Here is a 17,790-nt window from a genome sequence, read left to right as displayed (position 1 = left end):
GACTAGCCTGTCTGCTCCAGAATCTGGATGGTTTTTATCGGATCAGCCTCAATCAGTGTCAGTAGCTTCTTGGTTGGACCAGACGGATTGCGGCGTTTGGTCTCCCAGCTTTTAACAGACTCAATGCTTGCGCCAATGATGCGGGCGAACTCCTGTCGTGATTTGCCAGAAACCTCCCGTATTTTTTTTACATCCGGGGTGCTGAAATGATGGACAGCAGAGTCTGCTGGTAAGAGATCGCCTTTCTCAATGGCAACCATCTCCTCGGCACTGGCGAGGAGATCAGAGAACAGTTCGTCTTTCATGTCTAACTCCGTCAGTTGAGCTTATCTGTGATCGCTTTGAGTTGGGTTTTCTGGCTATCAGTGAGGTTGTCCTGCTCATTTCATTTTCCGTGTACCTAGTACATGGCAATAGGTACATTGTACCCTTTTTAGGGAGGATGTACAGAGGCCCTCATGTTGGGAGATGGATATTCACAAGATCGGAGATTTGTCTGACTCAGGAGAGAAATCCCGCTGTGCGCGGTGTATCGACAGCGGGTCATGCGGTGACTACTTCGCCTCCATCCTTATTCCGCCATCCAGTCTGATCACTTCTCCGTTGAGGTAAGGGTTCTGGATGATATGAGAGGCCAGTGAGGCGTATTCGGCTGGGGCACCGAAGCGTTTCGGGTGTTGTACCATCTTGATCAACGGCTCGCGCACCTCATCCGGCATCGCCATCATCATCGGTGTATCAAAGATACCCGGTGCGATGGTCATGACACGGATACCGACTCCGGCCAGGTCGCGTGCGATCGGCAGAGTCATGCCGCAGACACCCGCTTTGCTGGCACTGTAGGCGGCCTGGCCGATCTGTCCATCGAAAGCGGCAACAGATGCAGTGTTGATGATCACGCCACGCTCGCCGTTGGCATCCGGTGTGTTGTTGGCCATTTCGGCAGCAGCCAAGCGCAGTACATTGAAGGTGCCGATCAGATTGATGTTGATCACCTGAGAGAACTTCTCCAGCGCCAGTGGGCCATTACGTCCGACCGTCTTGCCGGCTGGGGCGATACCGGCGCAGTTGATGCAGACATGGATCGTGCCGAAGGCTTCCACCACCTGGCGAATGGCGCTCTCGACAGAGGTGGCATCGGTGACATCCACGCGGGCAAACAGGGTATTACTGCCGAGCTCTGCTGCCAGTGCCTCTCCAGCCTCCTGATTCAGATCGAAGATCGCCACTTTGGCTCCCTGAGCAGCCAGTTGTTGTGAGGTGACCAGGCCAAGGCCCGATGCGCCGCCGGTGATGATGACGACTTTGTCTTTGATATCCATGGTGTAATCCTTGAAAGGTTCAGTATCTGGTTGTCAGTAAAATCACGTTATCGCTCAGCGAATCTCATTAAGCAGTTCTCGGGCGATGATAATGCGCTGTATCTCGCTGGTGCCCTCGTAGATCGAGGTGACGCGCACATCACGCGCATGGCGTTCCAGTGGGTAATCCTGAATATAGCCATAACCACCGAGCAGCTGCAGCGCGGTGTAGCAGGCCTGGTTGGCTTTTTCCGATGCAAACAGCTTGGCCATCGAGGCTTCCTTGGAGAAGGGCAGGTCGCGAGATTTACGATCTGCCGCGCTCATCAGCAGCAGACGGGCAGCTTCCAGGTCAGTATAGGTATCCGCCAGCATCCACTGCAGGCCCTGAAAGTCGGCCAGAGGTTTACCGAACTGCTGGCGCTCGGTGATGTACTGGCGCGCATAGTCCATGGCCGCCTGCGCGACGCCAAGTGCCAGGGAGCCGATACCGATGCGCCCACCGGCTAGTTCAGTGATCGCAATCCGGTAGCCCTGATTCAGCTCGCCCATCAGCGCATTGGCTGGCACGCGGCAGTTCTCAAAGCGCACTTCGTTGGTACAGGAGGCGTGTTGGCCCATCTTCTTTTCCGCCTTGGAGATGATCAGGCCGGGTGTGCCACGCTCCACCAGAAAGCAGGAGATCCCTTTGCCACGCGGCAGGGTGGAATCGGTCACCGCCCAGACAACAAAGACGCCTGCATACTCGGCGCTGCTGATAAACTGTTTTGTGCCGTTCAATACCCATTCATCGCCATCGCGCACGGCGGTGCTGCGCATGCCGGCCGGGTCGGAACCGGCAGTGGCTTCGGTCAGGCAGAAGCTTCCAGCCGGATATTCGCCGCTGCAGATGCGTGGCAGATAGGTGGTTTTCTGCTCTTCGCTGCCGACTGCCTGAATCACCTCTGCCACCATATTGGTGACTGACACTGATACTGCCGTTGAGGCACAGCCTCGGGCCAGCTCGGTGATCGCCAGGCTGAAGGCGATACTGTCGGCACCAGTGCCGCCATACTCGGGATCGATCGTCAGCCCCATAAAGCCAAGTTCAGCCAGCTGCGAGAGGATGTTCAGAAACATCTCTCGGTCACCTGTCTGATCCAGTTTTTCGGCAACCGGTGCGAGTTCGTTGTCGGCAAACCGGCGGGCCATCTCCTGAATCATCGTCTGTTCTTCTGTGAAGCTGAAATTCATGGGGCTCTCCTCAGTCTATGAGCAATAACAACTACTATCGCCTGAATACAGGTTACATAAAATGACAAAAATTGACTGATTGAGTCACATAATGTGACACTTGTATCGATTATCCACTCCTAAGGGCAAAGCATGGCAACGGTCGATATACAGTATGTCAGAGCGGCACTGAACTGTGTGCGGCGCAGGGGGGTGGGCGTGGACAGGTTGCTGATCGAAAGCGGCATCGATGGCGCTCTGCTGGATCAGCCAGGTGCACGGGTGCATGGTGACCGCATGACACGGCTGGTGCAGCTGATCTGGATCTGGCTGGATGATGAGTTCATGGCCTGCACCGAGCATCCGTGCAAGCGGGGCGTATTTGCGCTGATGGCGCGCCATGCGTTGCATTATGAAACCCTCGATGCGGTGCTGGAGCAGGGGATACAGTTGTATAACCTCTTTACGGATGATATCTGGATGCAACTGAGCCGACAGGGGGATCTGGCGCGTATCGAGATCCGCTTTGCCCGGCCCGACCTGGACCCGGACGGCTTCTTCAGAGAGTTCTGGATGGTGATCTGGCACCGTTTTGCCAGCTGGCTGGTGGGGGAGAAGATACTGCTCGACAGCGCCGGGTTTGATTTTGCTGCCCCTGCGCATCTGAATGAGTTGAAGTATCTGTTCCCCTGTCGGCATCAGTTCGATCAACCCGCACTGACCTTGGCTTTCAGCGCCGACTATCTGGAGCGCGCAGCGGTCAGAACACAGCAGGATCTGGCGGTGTTCCTCAGGCGCTCACCGGCGGATCTGATCACGATTCCTGGGCGTGAGAGCAGTTATGAGGCACGTATCCGTTCTTTGCTGCTGCATCAGAGTACAGAGGTGCTCCTGTGTCCCTCACTGGAGGTGCTGGCCCATCACTTCAATATCAGCAGTCAGACTCTCAGACGTCGGTTACGGCGCGAGGGCACCTCCTACCCGGCGATCAAGGCAGGTATCCGTCAGGATCTGGCGATCGAAAAATTGCTGTTGCACAAGCTCAGTATCGCGGAGGTCTCGCGGCAACTGGGATTCAGCGAGCCGCGAGCATTCAGTCGTGCTTTTCGGCAGTGGACCGGGTTGACGCCTGCGGCATATGTGGAGCAGCAGCGGGGTGCTCAGCGCTTCAGATGATCCAGCGGCAAGTCTGTTTTATAGCGCACCTGCTTGAGTGAAAAACTGCTGCGGATGCTGTCGATCCCCTCGATCAGTGTCAGGTGATTATCCAGAAAACGTTGGTAGGCCATCAGATCCGGCACCACAACACGGATCAGATAATCAAAATCGCCGGTCATCAGGTAACACTCCATCACCTCCGGCCACTGGGTCACGGCCTCCTCAAACGCCTGCAGATCCTTCTTCAACTGATGGCTGAGCGACACCTGAATAAAAACATTCACCGAAAGACCCAGCTTCTGTGCTTCCAGCAGCGTCACCTTGCCACGGATAAAACCCTGCTCCTCCAGAATCCTGACCCGGCGTGAGCAGGGAGAAGGGGAGAGGTTCACCTTATCGGCCAGTTCAAGATTGGAGATGCTGCCATCTGCCTGCAGCTCCTCCAGAATCCGGTAATCGATCTTATCCAGTGGATGTTGGTTCATCTGTATTCCTGACGACTGATGTGCATATTGAGCAGAAGTGTAGATGGCCTTTATTGAGCCTGATGGGCTGTCATGGTGTCAATATTGGCTTATCTGTAATGTGTTGTCTTATTTATTAGTGATCTGTGCCAATAATTATTTATCCCGCGCAGACTTTGGCACAAGTAACTACGCCTCTCATGGTAATTTTTTACACATTAAAAATATAAGATTCTGAGGCCTGCTAACCATGCTGTTCGACAAGGAATACCAGCTTACCGACCGTTATGCTCTGAATGAGGGGCGTGCATTCATGACCGGCATTCAGGCGCTGGTTCGACTGCCATTGATGCAACGCCAACTGGATATCCAGCAGGGGCTGAATACCGCTGGTTTCATATCCGGCTATCGTGGTTCACCTCTGGGTGCCTATGATCAGGAGTTGTGGCGCAGCAAGTCATTTCTGGCTGAGCATGATGTGCATTTTGAGCCAGCAATTAACGAGGACCTGGGTGCGACTGCCGTCTGGGGCACGCAGTTGATCGACTACTACCGCGAAGATGCCACCAAGGATGGCGTCTTCTCTATCTGGTATGGCAAGGGGCATGGTGTCGATCGTTCGACCGATGTGTTCCGCCAGGCCAATGTGCAGGGCACGGCAAAGCATGGTGGCGTGCTGGCGCTGGCAGGCGATGATCACACCGCTGAGTCCTCCATGTTTCCACACCAGACTGACCAGGTGTTTGAAGCAGCGATCATGCCGATCCTGTTTCCTGCCTCGGTGGATGAATATCTGACGATGGGGCTGGCCGGTATCGCCCTGTCGCGCTACTGCGGCCTCTGGGTGGCGATGAAAACCATCACCGAAACGGTGGAAAGCGGCGCCTCGATCGAGATTCCTGAACTGCCACAGTTTGTGATCCCTGATGATTTCGAAATCCCGAAGCATGGCTTGAACTACGACTGTCATCTGAGCTGGCCCGCTGAGCGGATCGAATATGAGCGGCGCATGATCGAGGAGCGTGCCCCGGCAGCTCATGCGTTTGTGTATGCCAACAAGATTGACCGCGTGGTGCTGCAGGCACCCCAACACCGTTTCGGTATCGTGACGGTGGGTAAGGCGCATGGTGATCTGCTTGAAGCGTTTCGTCAGCTCAAGATCAGTGACGCCCAGCTTCAGGCGGCCGGTATCAGCATCTATAAGGTGGGCATGAGCTGGCCGCTGGAGCCGCGCGGTATCCGTGAGTTTGCCGAAGGGATGGAGTCGCTGCTGGTGGTGGAGGAGAAGCGCCCGCAGTTGGAGAAGCAGATCAAGGAGCAGCTTTACAACTGGCCAACTGATCGTCGCCCCCATATCTACGGCAAGCGCGATGAGCAGAACCGTGTACTGCTGCCCGAGGTGTTTGCTTTCACGCCCGAGATCGTGGCGCGTGCGTTGGCTTACTGGCTGCGCGATACCCCGCTGGGTATGCAGATGATGCAGCAGCTCGATCTGATCCCTGTGCCCTGTACCGCGGCAGGCAATCCTGGCATTGCACGTGCGCCCTATTTTTGTGCCGGTTGTCCGCACAACACCTCGACCAAGGTGCCTGATGGCAGTATCGCCGGTGCCGGAATCGGTTGCCATATCATGGCGTTGAGCATGGATCGCAAGGCTAAAACCTTCACCCATATGGGCGGCGAGGGAGTCCACTGGGTGGGGCTGCACCGCTTCTCCACCCGCAAGCATATGTTCCAGAATCTGGGTGATGGCACCTATCAGCACTCAGGGCTGCTGGCGATCCGGCAGGCGGTGGCGAGCAATATCAACATCACCTACAAGATACTCTACAACGATGCCGTTGCGATGACCGGCGGGCAGAAGGCCGAGGGTGAACTGTCACCTACACGCGTGGCCCGACAGGTGCTGGCCGAAGTGGTTAACCGGGTTGCGCTGGTCAGCGACGATATCGCCAGGTTTGCCACCGATCGTGAATTGCCGGCTGAAGTGACACGCCATGATCGGGAAGAGCTGGATGCTCTGCAGCATCAGTTCCGGGAGATAGAGGGGGTCACGGTGATTATCTATGAACAGACCTGTGCGGCGGAGAAACGTCGTCGTCGCAAGAAAGGATTGTTGAGCGATCCTGATCGGCGTCTTTTTATCAATGACCGAGTATGCGAGGGTTGTGGTGATTGTTCGGTGCAGTCCAACTGCATCGCGATTGAACCGAAGGAGACTGCTTTCGGGCGTAAGCGTCAGGTGAATCAGTCCACCTGCAACAAGGATTTTTCCTGCGTGAAGGGTTTCTGCCCCAGCTTTGTCTCGGTCGAGGGCGCCCGGATCAGCAAGCCGGATCAGGGACAGGTCGAGTCTCTGGAGCAGCATGCGCTAAGCAATATACCCTCTGTTGTACCGCCTGAGATTCAGGACAACTATGCAATTCTGGTTGCCGGAATCGGTGGCTCCGGGGTGCTGACGATCGGTGCGCTGCTGTCGATGTCGGCTCATCTTGAGGGTAAAGGTGCCACGACGCTTGATTTCACAGGCCTGTCGCAGAAGAACGGCGCAGTGGTCGCGCATGTCAAACTGGCACCGACTCCCGCCGATATTCATGTACCGCGTATTCTGGATGGCAGTGCCAATCTGCTGCTCGGCTGCGATATGGTGGCAGCGATGGGCAGCATGGTTAAGTTATGCAAGGGGCTGACCCGCTCGGTGATCAACACCGCCGAGGTGCCGGTGGCCGCCTTTGTCGAGAACAACGATCTGTTCTTTCCCGCCAGTGAAATAAAGAATGCTTTTGTGGCCCAGACCTCGGCTGAGGCGGTGGATCTGATCGATGCGACCGGCTTGGCGGAAGCTCTGTTTGGTGATGTGATCGCCACTAATCTGTTCATGGTCGGCTTTGCCTTCCAGAAGGGACTGATCCCGCTGAGCGAATCTTCCATCGAACGGGCGATTGAGCTTAACGGTGTTGCCGTGACCTTCAATCAACGCGCTTTCCGCTGGGGGCGTCTGGCAGCAGCCGACCGGCAGGCGGTGTATCACCTGATTGAGCAGTACAAAGGGGGATCTGAGAGCAGTAATCAGAGCACTCCTCAGAGCCTGCAGACCTTGGATGAGAAGATAGCGCAATTCCACCGTGAACTGATTGACTATCAGAATGAAAACTATGCTCAGTCCTATATGAATCTGATCAATGAGGTGCGCCAACAGGAGCGGGAGCGACTGGGAGCTGAGGGTGAGCTGAGCAGTCTCGCAGCCCGATACCTGTACAAGGTGATGGCCTACAAGGATGAGTATGAGATTGCACGTCTCTATACCGATGATGTCTTCAGACAGAAGCTGTCGGCGCAGTTTGATGGCGACTTCCGACTCACCTTCCATCTGGCACCACCATTGCTGGCTCGTCGTGACAAGCTGACTGGTCAGCCAAGAAAGATGGCGTTTGGTGAATGGGTGCTGCCGCTGTTCAAAGTGATGGCACGAATGAAGCCACTGCGAGGTAGCCGTTGGGATCTGTTCGGTTATACCCAGGAAAGAAGAGCAGAGCGCCAGTTGGTTCAGGACTATCGGGCACTGATTACAGAGGTGATGGGCGGTGTCACCCAGCATAACCGCGCACTGGCCTGCCAACTGCTGGCTTTGCCGGAGCAGGTGAAGGGCTATGGGCATGTCAAAGAAAAAAATCTGACCCGCATGCAGGACGAATGGACCCAACTGCGAGCACGCTGGGAGGGGGGTGGGCAGGAGGTGGCAGAGCTACCGCTACGATTGATGGAGGTTTGATCCGAATAAACTGCGTATTCAGCAGGACAAGAATGAGTAATATTCAGGTTATTGAGAGGCTTCCTGCTTGTCTTGATGAATGGTTTTGCTACACTGTACATAATTTGAACAAAAGCAGAGTTGTGTTAAATGGATATCAGTTCAGCGCTGAGCAGTTTTTCCAATCTTGGTGCCAATATCGGTGTTGCCGCTAACCCGACTGGTGCCAATGCTGATCAAGCGTCTACTAATCGTAATGAGCCCTCTACCTCCTCTGCGGTCGCGCAGGGTCGTGCCGAGGCGGGTATTCAGGTCAATATCAGCAGTGCAGCACAGGAAGCGTTGCAACAGGAGCTCAATGGCCAGCGTGTCGGCAATGTGAGTCAGACAGAGTTGACTTATAACAATGCCGGTCAGTTGGGAAACAATCCAGTAGCCGCTGGCCCGTCTGACAATGCCGGTGCCCAGGCCAGTCCACAACCAGCGTCTGACGCTGATGATATCCGCAGCAGCGCGCTGGATAATCTGACATTGGGTCTTGGCGCTGGCGAACCACAGCAAACATCCGCTCTTGAAAACTCTGAGCGTGAAGCCGTCGAGTCCATCGGTGGCGAAGTCTTCTGATTTTCCTCTTTCCACACCAGCCTGAATCATTGATTCGGGCTGGTGTTTCTTTGTGTAACTGATCATCGCTCAAGGATCGATAAGCTTTCCACCTTTGCCAAGATAATTGGGTTGCCTGCAGGACAGGTGTATGATGGGTCACTGATGTAAGAGCTTCTGTTCGCAGAGGTTTTTGCTGTCCGGTTGCAAGGCATATCTATCCAGGGATTGAGCGCATGCTGTCTTTTCTGCAAGGCTTTGCCATAGGTCTTTTTCTTATGTGTGGCCCATGGTTTATTACAGGGCTGTTCAATCCGGGGCTGGTGCTGCCGGATGATCGGGCCGATCGTTTGAATGTGTTCAAACGCTATCTGTTCGTGATCCCTTTTCTCAGTTTTATTTTGGGCCTGACCTCTCTCTGGGGTGGTTTCGGGCCTAGTCTTGCCGGTTGGTTGTCGGGGCTGGGTGCGCTGTTTGTCTGGGTGCCTGTTGAGCACAGGGTGCGTGGCTTTCTGAACAGGCGTCGGCTGAAAAAAGCGCAGCAACAGGCGCAGGCTGAACTCCAGGCAAACAGGGCCGCACATCTGAAAGAGCAATCGACCGCGACCCTGGATCTGGATGACCCGGCAGAGCAGAGTGATCCGCTTGTTAAATCCCTGCAGCGGTGCAAACGCCAGCTCAAGAATGTGGCGCTGGATCTTGCGCAGCCGGACAGGTTCTATACTCGATATATAACCCTGCAAAGCCTGCTCGCGCAGCGCTTTGAGTCGGGAGAGCTGGCGATGCAGCGTTCACAGACGTTGATTCAGGATGTGTATGGCAGCGTCATTCATCGGCTTGATCGCATGGTTGAGCTGCAGGTGCAACTCAATGCTCTGGATCCGGCTTTTATCCGGCGTCGACTGGATGATACAACTCTGGTGGGCACAGAGCGGCAGGCGCTGCAGGCACGCTGGGCGCTGGTAGAGACAAGCAAGCAGCATCTGGACAAGCTCACGGCAGATAATGAAGCGGCGCTGACGGCACTGGATACCACCAGTATTGCGCTGATGCAGTTGCAGACATCCGATCCGGGTGTTCCTGATGCCGATAGAGTCATGGCCGAGCTGGATCGATTCAATCAACGTGTTGCTCAGTATGAACACGCCACACAATCAAGGAAGGCACAATAATGAAGCCACTGGCATTACCTTCACCGGAGCAGCTCGAAAAGGAGCTGGAACTGAACAGTGCGGCACCTGAGCCGGAGCAGACGGCCGATGAAGCGGCCCGTTATGTCGAATCTTTACTTAAACAACCCCCTCAGGCACAACGCAGCCAGATTGATCAACTGGGGCTGGAAGCTCAGGCTGAGTCAGCTCGCCAGGCCAACTTGTTGAATACACCGATGGAGCAGCTCGCGGGTCATAGTAATGATGCCAGCGAGGTGGCCCGCGCCTTGAGTGATCTGCGCAACATGATGCAGCAGCTCAAACCGGATCACCAGGCGCTTGAAGCAAAAGGGGTGGCGGGCCTGTTGAGCCGACTGCCTGGCGTTGCGACACCAGTACAGCGTTACTTCAAGCGGTTTGAAACCGCACAGGATACCCTTGATCGACTTATCAAGGGACTGGAAGCGGGCCGGGACCGACTGAACCGTGACAATGTCACGCTGACCCATGATCAGCAGGATATGCGCACTGCACTGGGCGCCTTGCAACACCATGCCGCGCTTGGGCAGAGGATAGATGAGTCCTTGCAGACACATATCGCCCAACTTGATGGCGAGACTGAGTCGCCCGCATTTATTGAAGAGGAGCTGATTTTTCCATTGCGTCAGCGGATTATGGACCTGCAACAGCAGCAGGCCGTGTGCCAGCAGGGGATACTGGCGATAGAGGTGATTATCCGCAACAATCGCGAGTTGATCCGCGGTGTTGATCGTGCGCTGAATGTAACCCTCTCAGCGCTTCGTGTGGCTGTCACGGTAGCGCTGGCATTGGCCAATCAGAAACTGGTGCTGAACCATATCGATGCCTTGAATGAGACCACCAACGATATGATCGCCGGCACTGCTCAGGCGCTACGCCAGCAGGGTGTGGATATTCAGACACGGGCAGCATCAGCTCAACTGGATATGCAGGTGCTGGAGCAGGCCTTTGAAGATATGCTGGGCGCTCTGGATGATCTGTCGAGCTATCGGCAAAAAGCGTTGCCGACCATGGCTGAGCAGATCAAGCGTATGCAGGATCTTACCAAACGTGGGCAGGCATCAATTGATACGCTGGCCTCTGATGAGCAGGCAGCAACCTGATGTGGCGCCATTCGTGGCGCCTGCACCCTGTTTCAAACTGTCTGTGACAAAAACTGCCAGAGCATGCGCAGCGCCAACAATGTGAGCAGCACGGCAAAGGTGCCTTCAATCCAGGGCCTGAAGGTCAAAAATTTCTGACGTGTGGCGGTGGCTGACAGTAGCAGTGCCACCAGAAGGTACCACAGGGTGTCGATACTCATCGCCAGTAGTGCAATCAGCCCTTTGGTGCCCAGTGCATTTCCGGCTTCAAAGAACTGGCTGAACAGGGCAACAAAAAACAGCGGGACTTTAGGGTTCAGAAACGCAATCAGAAAGCCATCACGCCAGGCCTTCCTGGATGTGGTCGGTTCAGACAGTGTTGTGGGAGCGGGACGAAGCGCACTGCGGCCAGCCTGCGTGGCGAGGTATAACAGAAAGAGTGCTCCTGCGACCTGAATGATCGATCCCAGTGCCGGTACTGCCACCATCACCGATGCGATACCGATCACACTCAGGGCCGCATAGATGCCGATCCCCAATCCGTGTGAGAGGGCCGCTATCATTCCCTGTTGCCTACCACCGAATACACTGTGCTTGACGATGATCGCAAGGCTTGGGCCAGGTGACATTGCTCCCAGTAGAAAAATTCCAGCCAAAGTCAGCCATTCACTCCACTGCAACATGCCGGGTAAATCCTTTTAGATATAAAGAAAGTGTTGTTTACACTACCTTTTTCATGAATGCTGATCAAGTCGTGGTTAATGATTGAGAATTGTCTGCAAGGGGTATCTGGAGTAGTGTAATCAGCTTGACTAATATTAAGTTAGGTTGGACTGATGTTCTTTTCTCCTCGCTACACTCGTCTGGTTTTCACTGTCCTGATGTCTTTTTACATGGTCAGTATCATGACGCTGGTGATCACGCTGGTGAATACAGGATTTGAAACTGGCGTTTTACTGCGCTGGCTGAAGGCGTTTATCGTGGCCTGGCCGATTGCTTTTATGCTGATTCTGGTTGGAGCACCCAAGCTGCAGCAACTGTCAACAAAACTGGTACGTCAACTCTGACCTGAAACCAGCAGGCACTACAACTCATCCCGTCATGAACCGCGCAACCCTATCTGCAGAATAAGTAAATTATGTGAGAAAGGTCTTGGCTGGGCGAGGTTGATCTATCTTGTAAAGACAGGTCTCGCCTATCGATCTGTTTGATCGTGTCTATGTTACTCAGAGATTGTACATGTAATAAAAGGTGTTTATTCTAGGTAATACCCCGGTAGGATACGCATTTTGTTTGAACACGCAGTTCAAGGGCTTGGGGGGCTGAGAGTTTTCTTCATGTTGCTTGAGCCAGGTGCTCATTGACCAGGAATACAGGATGCGTTTTGCCTTCCTAAGTGGTGTATCCAACTATTTTGCCTCCTCTCTGGCAGCCTCCACACTGCTACAGTTTGCTTTGCGCATCACACTGGTCGTGATTGCCGTTACGTTTGTCAGCTACTGGCATATTGTATCAAGCCTGCATGATATCAATGATGATGGCCTGCGCAATTATATCTCCGAGCGCGCACAGAAAGAGAGTGGAATCTTCCGCTCAGCCGAAAGCAATCACACGATCGCCAAAGCGGTATTCACTGAATACTGGCAGGACCAGCATGCGAGTGAAACGCTGGACTTTGATCAGATCTGGCAACGTTTTCCTGACGGCACCGTACGTATTCCCCAAGCGGTATTTGATGGTGTGTCACGCTCGGACGGTAGCCGCAGCCACTCCATTTCAGGCTTTGCAGGATTAGGGGCGCCGATCGATGATCAGGAGTTTCGTAATCGACTGGTGATGTCCTACTGGCTGATTTCGCGTTTTGGAGAGGCCTGGAGTAAGGATTTTCCGAACTTTTATATCACCATGCCGGAGAACGTTGTTCTCGGATACTGGCCAGGCGTTCCCTGGGGGCTTGAAGCCGAGGCTGAGTTCGATATCACTCAGGAGGAGTGGTACTACGTGGCTGCCCCCGAACATAATCCAGAGGGAGGAACAGTCTGGACCGGGCTCTATTACGACTTCACGGTGGATCAGTGGATGGTATCCAACATCACACCTGTGGAGGTGGATGGTCGCCATCTGATCAATTTCGGCCATGATATTCTGCTCAATGATCTGTTTGAACGTGTTTTTAATGATCATCTGGAGGGAGCCTACAACTTTATTATCCGCAAGGATGGGCGTCTGATCGCGCATCCGGATAAGGTGGATGCATTACGTGAAGCAGAAGGAAAGCTTTTTATTGAAGAGCTGGAAGACCAGGCACTTTCATCCATGTATCAAAGGATCATGCAGGGACTCTCCCGGCAGTCCGGCGATGAACTGCTACTGGACGATAAAGCGAATGATGTGCTGCTGGCAGTGGCTCCCATGCCGGGCCCGGACTGGCTATTTGTCACGGTTTATCCTAAATCTCTGCTGACCTCTGTTGCACTGGAAACGGCTCAATTTATTCTCTGGTTGGGGCTGATCTCGCTGGTGCTGGAAATGATCATGTTGTATCTGGTATTCCGCCGCAAGGTCATTGCTCCCCTGAATACCTTCTCATTGGCATCTGACCATGTCGCGAGTGGGCGCTATGATCTGAATCGTGTTAATGGTATGCCACTGTTGCTGCAGCAGCGCAATGAAACAGGAATACTGGCGCGTACTTTTCAACGTATGGCCAGTGATATACAGAGCTATGGTCTGGAACTCGAAAGCAAGGTGGAAGCGCGCACAGAGCAGTTGAAACTGGCCACGGAAGAGGCGAAGAAAGCAGATCATGCCAAGTCCGATTTTCTGGCCCGCATGAGCCACGAAATTCGTACCCCGATGAATGCCATTATCGGGCTGAGCCGCCTCACATTGAACACATCGCTGGATCCGGATCAACGTGCCTATCTGGAAAAGATCCAGCTCTCCGCTGATCTGTTGATGGGCATCATCAATGACATACTTGATTTTTCCAAGATCGAGGCAGGTAAGTTGACGCTGGAAGAGGTGCCTTTCCGGCTGCATGAGGTGATGGATAATATCTCTCAGGTTATTGCTCTGCGGGTTGAAAGCAAAGGCCTGACATTCGTCAGCGAGATAGATCCGGACGTACCGCTTTATCTCAAGGGTGATGCGTTACGGCTGGGGCAGGTTCTGATCAATCTGGTCAATAATGCGGTCAAGTTCACTGATCAGGGGCAGGTGGAGATGAAAGCCTGGAGTGAACGATCAACCGACCATCAGGTAACGCTGCATTTTCTGATTCAGGACTCGGGCATCGGCATGAATGCTGAGGATATGAAAAACCTCTTCAATGCATTTTCGCAGGCCGATGGCAGTATTACACGTAAATATGGTGGAACCGGGCTCGGGCTTGCGATCTGTAAACAGTTGGTTGAGATGATGAATGGCCGTATCTGGGCGGAAAGCGAACCAGGTAAAGGTAGTCAGTTCCACTTCACGGCTGAGTTTGCGCTGTCTGACGGTTGTCAGTTTGAGGCGGCTGATAGCAGAATGACCTGTCAGGCTGTGGATGGGATGGCATTACCGGAACTTGGGCTGATGCATCAGGCTCGCATTCTTCTGGTTGAGGATAATCCTATCAACCGTTTGGTTGCTGAATCGTTTCTGGAGGAGTTTGGTGTCGAGGTGGACTCGGCCGAGACCGGAGCCGTGGCGATAGAGATGCTGAATGCCAAGCGCTATCAACTGGTTTTGATGGATATTCAGATGCCAGAAATGGATGGATTGACAGCGACCCGATTGTTACGTGCAGATCCTCGCTTCAGAGATATTCCGATTATTGCGATGACAGCGCATGCCATGTCAGGAGATAAAGAGAAGAGTCTTGAAGCTGGCATGAATGATCATCTGGTCAAGCCGGTCAATGCTGATCAACTGCATGCCCTGCTGGTCAAGTGGCTGGGAGCTGATGCGGCCGTGACCTCTTCTGCGGCAGCGGAATCGATTCAACAGGTCCAGTCATCCGGCCCTGATCTGCCGAGATCACTACCCGGTATCGATATGAGCGAAGCGGTTGAACATGCGCGTTATGACAATGCGCTTCTGCTGAAATTGCTTAAAAACTTCTATCATACCTATCATGAGCTACCTCAGAAAATTGCTGATCTGGAGACCAAGGTGGTCAGTGATCTGGCGCACACCATCAAACCACTGGCCATCTTCTTTGGTGCAAAACGTCTCGCCGACAGTTCGAGAAGTCTTGAGCATGCGCTTCGAAGTGGTGCAGAGATCGACAGGCCCCGGACGGTCTTCAGTGATGCCTTGCAGGAGGTGATGAGTGGCCTGCAGACTCTGGTGTCTCAGGCGCCTGGGGATCTGGGTGTTCTTGCCAGTTTTGATCCCGAAAAGGCAACTGAATTGTTGTATCGTCTGAAGGAGTATTTGCAGGTGGATGATGCAAATGCTGAGTTGATTGTTCCCGAGCTGCAAATGTGTCTGCCGGGTGAGCAGTTTGCATCGATCCTGACAAGGCTTGAATACTATATTGATGATGTTGAGTATGCACAGGCGCTTGAGCTGGTCGATAGTCTTTTCAGTAAATTACTTGATGAGAAAACGACATGAGTAGTGCGCCGCTGGAAAGACAGCAGAAAATATTGATCGTGGATGATGAGTTGCTGAATCGTAAGCTGCTGGCCGATATTCTGCGTGAAGACTATCGGGTGATTCTGGCTAAAAACGGGGAGCAAGCGGTTGACAAGGTCAATAGGCATCAACCGGATCTGATTCTGCTGGATATCATCATGCCCGGTGAAAACGGCTATCAGGTGTTAGTGGCCCTGAAAAGCAATCCGCAGACTCAGGATATCCCGGTGGTATTCATCAGTGCACTGGATACGGATCGTGACGAGGAGAAGGGGTTGGTTCTGGGTGCGACTGACTACATCTCCAAGCCCTTCAGAAAATCTCTGGTCAAGGCCCGGATCGATAATCATATGCGTATGGTGAGTCAGCGAAAACTTCTGGAAGAGTTGGCGAATCTGGATGGCTTGACCAATGTCGATAATCGGCGCTGTCTTGAGCAGAATCTTGATGAGGAGTGGCGTCGTTCGCAGCGCAATCAGCAGCCTCTGTCGTTGGCGATGTTGGATGTGGATCACTTCAAACAATTCAATGATCACTATGGTCATGGCGGCGGCGATAAAGTGTTGCGCCAGGTCGCCAGAACCATGCGATCTCAGATAAAAAGACCCGGAGACAAGGTCGCGCGATATGGTGGTGAAGAGTTTGTCATCCTGTTGCCTGAAACCACGCAACAGGATGCTGAGTACATCATGGAAAATATGCGTAAAGCGATCATCGATCTGAAAATCCCACACGGTTACTCGGAGACAGGGCCTTATCTGAGCGTCAGTATTGGCGGAGCGACCATCCTGCCAAGCGAGCGTGAAGGGCCTGTGACTCTGCTTAATAAGGCCGATGCCTCACTCTATCGAGCCAAACACCAAGGGCGCAATCGTGTGATCTGGGATCAGTAGTTACCGATATTAACTACGAGCCTTTTGTATCAAATGATGCTGCCATAACCAGTTCAGGATGCGCGTGCTGTGTTGAGCGGGTAGTTGATGACTCCACTTTTCAATCAGTATCTCAGGTGTATCGCCAGGCACAAATAGCCTCATCAGCGGCACCAGCTCAACATGTTCAATAAACGCAATGGGCCGTTCAAGGCTCGGATGGCTCAGTGCCTGCGCGGAAGTGATAAGATCCCCCTTGAGTATCGGTAACTCTGTAAAACTCACAGCAGGGTGTAACATCAACTTACACTCTGGGGGGATGGGTGATGTCTCAGGTAGAAACTCTATCTCAAGAGTAGAGTCGACTGCATGCCCAGCGGCACGGGTCTGCCAGAACTCTGTGGGGGTCTCTGCTGCCTGCTCGGCATAGAAACGATTCGCCCAACGCTGATGGCGAGTGATGTTTTCCCGTTGTCGCTGCCTGTAAAACTCAGCCGCCAGATCACTGAGTGTTGGAAAGCGGATCTGTGTATGAACCACCACGGCGGCCTGAAGCGCCATGCTGATGGCAGATTGCACTCCCTGAGATGAGATCGGGTCCAGCGTGACACAAGCATCCCCAACTCTGATGAATCCTTCCCCGACAGGCATGTCACTGTAACTCGCGCTGGCGCTGCAGGCGGTGATCGGTCTAATCATGTGGCCACTCAGGCAGTCTCTGAGCAGGTTGGATCTGCCCAGTTGTTCGCGATAAAAAACCTCCAGTTGATCTCTGCGACTGCCTGTAGGGTGCAGGGCGGAGTGTCGAGAAGGGTGTCGAGAATCGACAAATACACAGGCGTTAACGAGGCCGCCGGGCAGGGGGGCACTCCAGAACCAGGTGTTTTCACCGGCTTCCACCCGGCTTTCGGTGCCGTGCATGGCACTGTTTTGCCAGTACCCATACAGAGCCAGAGTCGCTGCCCCGAGGCGTGTGCGTTTACCAGCCACAGGGGACGACTGGCCACCGGCATCGATAAGATAGTCACAGTGCAGTGTCTCTGGGCCATCTTCACCGTTCAGACTCAATTGCCATCCATCTGAGCCATTTTGAGTGACTTTGGTGATACGTATGGGCTGACGTACCCTGACGCCGGCTTCTTGAGCGGACTCCAACAGCAACTGATCGAAAATACCTCTATCGACCTGCAGCCCGGGCTCACCCTCATAGGTTTTCAGACGTGTTTCGCCGGCCCAATGGATGATGGCCTGATGGGGGCGGAGAAAACCCGCTTTCTCTACTTGCTCACGCAACTCAAGTTGATCAAGCAGCAGCAGGATGGCAGGTGTCAGCGACTCTCCGATGTGAGGGCGCGGAAAGGCTGACTGCTCAATCAGGCATACGTCGTGTCCCAGTTCTGCCAAGCGCTGAGCAACACTGCAGCCAGCAGGTCCTGCACCCAAAACGCAGATCTGTACCCGAACTGAATCATTCATTAGCAAAATTACCAGCTGTCAAATCTATTGCCCAAAACGAGTGTGTCATTTATGG

General features: G+C 53.7%; 14 protein-coding genes. 8 read left to right on the top strand and 6 right to left on the bottom strand.

Annotation, left to right across the window (positions count from 1 at the left end; genetic code table 11):
• Positions 1-2: 2 nt before the first annotated feature.
• The 3 genes from nadS to ACK3CJ_RS15710 all read right to left on the bottom strand — a co-directional run bounded on the left by nadS (position 3) and on the right by ACK3CJ_RS15710 (position 2,534).
• Complete coding sequence (gene nadS / locus ACK3CJ_RS15720; RefSeq protein ID WP_409523157.1) at positions 3-305, bottom strand: NadS family protein; 303 nt, start codon at positions 303-305, stop codon at positions 3-5.
• Between the two features lie 249 nt (positions 306-554).
• Positions 555-1,322 (bottom strand): 3-hydroxyacyl-CoA dehydrogenase, encoded by a 768-nt coding sequence (locus tag ACK3CJ_RS15715; RefSeq protein WP_409523156.1) that lies wholly within the window; start codon positions 1,320-1,322, stop codon positions 555-557.
• Between the two features lie 54 nt (positions 1,323-1,376).
• Positions 1,377-2,534, bottom strand: coding sequence for an acyl-CoA dehydrogenase family protein (locus ACK3CJ_RS15710; RefSeq protein ID WP_409523154.1), 1,158 nt, complete (start codon positions 2,532-2,534; stop codon positions 1,377-1,379).
• A gap of 132 nt (positions 2,535-2,666) precedes the next feature.
• Here ACK3CJ_RS15710 and ACK3CJ_RS15705 point away from each other — a divergent pair, with 132 nt between their 5' ends.
• Positions 2,667-3,689, top strand: coding sequence for an AraC family transcriptional regulator (locus tag ACK3CJ_RS15705; protein ID WP_409523153.1), 1,023 nt, complete (start codon positions 2,667-2,669; stop codon positions 3,687-3,689).
• Here the strand turns inward: ACK3CJ_RS15705 and ACK3CJ_RS15700 are convergent.
• Positions 3,674-4,156: an Lrp/AsnC family transcriptional regulator gene (locus ACK3CJ_RS15700; RefSeq protein ID WP_409523152.1), complete on the bottom strand. Its 483-nt coding sequence runs from the start codon at positions 4,154-4,156 to the stop codon at positions 3,674-3,676. The two genes, ACK3CJ_RS15705 and ACK3CJ_RS15700, sit on opposite strands and share 16 nt — an antisense overlap.
• Positions 4,157-4,385: 229 nt before the next feature.
• Between ACK3CJ_RS15700 and ACK3CJ_RS15695 the strand changes: the two genes are divergently transcribed.
• The 4 genes from ACK3CJ_RS15695 to ACK3CJ_RS15680 all read left to right on the top strand — a co-directional run bounded on the left by ACK3CJ_RS15695 (position 4,386) and on the right by ACK3CJ_RS15680 (position 10,782).
• Complete coding sequence (locus ACK3CJ_RS15695) at positions 4,386-7,907, top strand: indolepyruvate ferredoxin oxidoreductase family protein (protein WP_409523151.1); 3,522 nt, start codon at positions 4,386-4,388, stop codon at positions 7,905-7,907.
• A 129-nt stretch (positions 7,908-8,036) separates the two neighbouring features.
• A complete protein-coding gene (locus ACK3CJ_RS15690; RefSeq protein WP_409523150.1) occupies positions 8,037-8,510 on the top strand; it encodes a hypothetical protein in 474 nt (157 codons plus the stop codon).
• 215 nt (positions 8,511-8,725) lie between these two features.
• A complete protein-coding gene (locus ACK3CJ_RS15685; protein WP_409523149.1) occupies positions 8,726-9,661 on the top strand; it encodes a cobyrinic acid a,c-diamide synthase in 936 nt (311 codons plus the stop codon).
• The gene (locus tag ACK3CJ_RS15680; RefSeq protein WP_409523148.1) at positions 9,661-10,782 is read left to right on the top strand and encodes a toxic anion resistance protein; all 1,122 of its coding nucleotides are present in this window, start codon (positions 9,661-9,663) and stop codon (positions 10,780-10,782) included. The genes ACK3CJ_RS15685 and ACK3CJ_RS15680 overlap by 1 nt, the downstream gene beginning before the upstream one ends.
• A 32-nt stretch (positions 10,783-10,814) precedes the next feature.
• On the opposite strand, the gene ACK3CJ_RS15675 is transcribed toward ACK3CJ_RS15680, so the two are convergent.
• A complete protein-coding gene (locus ACK3CJ_RS15675) occupies positions 10,815-11,444 on the bottom strand; it encodes a LysE family translocator (RefSeq protein WP_409523147.1) in 630 nt (209 codons plus the stop codon).
• A 153-nt stretch (positions 11,445-11,597) separates the two neighbouring features.
• Between ACK3CJ_RS15675 and ACK3CJ_RS15670 the strand changes: the two genes are divergently transcribed.
• The 3 genes from ACK3CJ_RS15670 to ACK3CJ_RS15660 all read left to right on the top strand — a co-directional run bounded on the left by ACK3CJ_RS15670 (position 11,598) and on the right by ACK3CJ_RS15660 (position 16,280).
• Complete coding sequence (locus ACK3CJ_RS15670; RefSeq protein ID WP_409523146.1) at positions 11,598-11,828, top strand: DUF2798 domain-containing protein; 231 nt, start codon at positions 11,598-11,600, stop codon at positions 11,826-11,828.
• A gap of 310 nt (positions 11,829-12,138) precedes the next feature.
• The gene (locus ACK3CJ_RS15665) at positions 12,139-15,366 is read left to right on the top strand and encodes an ATP-binding protein (protein WP_409523145.1); all 3,228 of its coding nucleotides are present in this window, start codon (positions 12,139-12,141) and stop codon (positions 15,364-15,366) included.
• Positions 15,363-16,280: a diguanylate cyclase domain-containing protein gene (locus ACK3CJ_RS15660; RefSeq protein WP_409523144.1), complete on the top strand. Its 918-nt coding sequence runs from the start codon at positions 15,363-15,365 to the stop codon at positions 16,278-16,280. The genes ACK3CJ_RS15665 and ACK3CJ_RS15660 overlap by 4 nt, the downstream gene beginning before the upstream one ends.
• A 9-nt stretch (positions 16,281-16,289) precedes the next feature.
• Here ACK3CJ_RS15660 and qhpG read toward each other — a convergent pair whose 3' ends face one another.
• Complete coding sequence (gene qhpG / locus ACK3CJ_RS15655) at positions 16,290-17,735, bottom strand: flavin-dependent monooxygenase QhpG (protein ID WP_409523143.1); 1,446 nt, start codon at positions 17,733-17,735, stop codon at positions 16,290-16,292.
• Between the last annotated feature and the right edge of the window lie 55 nt (positions 17,736-17,790).

The sequence above is a fragment of the Nitrincola salilacus genome (assembly GCF_046271865.1).
GTDB classification, from domain to species: Bacteria; Pseudomonadota; Gammaproteobacteria; order Pseudomonadales; family Balneatricaceae; genus Nitrincola; species Nitrincola salilacus.
This window is presented reverse-complemented; position numbering and strand designations above follow the sequence as displayed.

Excerpts from the sequence above, each read along its gene's own strand:
- nadS (WP_409523157.1), bottom strand. The coding sequence starts at position 305 with ATGAAAGACGAACTGTTCTCTGATCTCCTCGCCAGTGCCGAGGAGATG.
- ACK3CJ_RS15715 (WP_409523156.1), bottom strand. The coding sequence starts at position 1,322 with ATGGATATCAAAGACAAAGTCGTCATCATCACCGGCGGCGCATCGGGC.
- ACK3CJ_RS15710 (WP_409523154.1), bottom strand. The coding sequence starts at position 2,534 with ATGAATTTCAGCTTCACAGAAGAACAGACGATGATTCAGGAGATGGCC.
- ACK3CJ_RS15705 (WP_409523153.1), top strand. The coding sequence starts at position 2,667 with ATGGCAACGGTCGATATACAGTATGTCAGAGCGGCACTGAACTGTGTG.
- ACK3CJ_RS15700 (WP_409523152.1), bottom strand. The coding sequence starts at position 4,156 with ATGAACCAACATCCACTGGATAAGATCGATTACCGGATTCTGGAGGAG.
- ACK3CJ_RS15695 (WP_409523151.1), top strand. The coding sequence starts at position 4,386 with ATGCTGTTCGACAAGGAATACCAGCTTACCGACCGTTATGCTCTGAAT.
- ACK3CJ_RS15690 (WP_409523150.1), top strand. The coding sequence starts at position 8,037 with ATGGATATCAGTTCAGCGCTGAGCAGTTTTTCCAATCTTGGTGCCAAT.
- ACK3CJ_RS15685 (WP_409523149.1), top strand. The coding sequence starts at position 8,726 with ATGCTGTCTTTTCTGCAAGGCTTTGCCATAGGTCTTTTTCTTATGTGT.
- ACK3CJ_RS15680 (WP_409523148.1), top strand. The coding sequence starts at position 9,661 with ATGAAGCCACTGGCATTACCTTCACCGGAGCAGCTCGAAAAGGAGCTG.
- ACK3CJ_RS15675 (WP_409523147.1), bottom strand. The coding sequence starts at position 11,444 with ATGTTGCAGTGGAGTGAATGGCTGACTTTGGCTGGAATTTTTCTACTG.
- ACK3CJ_RS15670 (WP_409523146.1), top strand. The coding sequence starts at position 11,598 with ATGTTCTTTTCTCCTCGCTACACTCGTCTGGTTTTCACTGTCCTGATG.
- ACK3CJ_RS15665 (WP_409523145.1), top strand. The coding sequence starts at position 12,139 with ATGCGTTTTGCCTTCCTAAGTGGTGTATCCAACTATTTTGCCTCCTCT.
- ACK3CJ_RS15660 (WP_409523144.1), top strand. The coding sequence starts at position 15,363 with ATGAGTAGTGCGCCGCTGGAAAGACAGCAGAAAATATTGATCGTGGAT.
- qhpG (WP_409523143.1), bottom strand. The coding sequence starts at position 17,735 with ATGAATGATTCAGTTCGGGTACAGATCTGCGTTTTGGGTGCAGGACCT.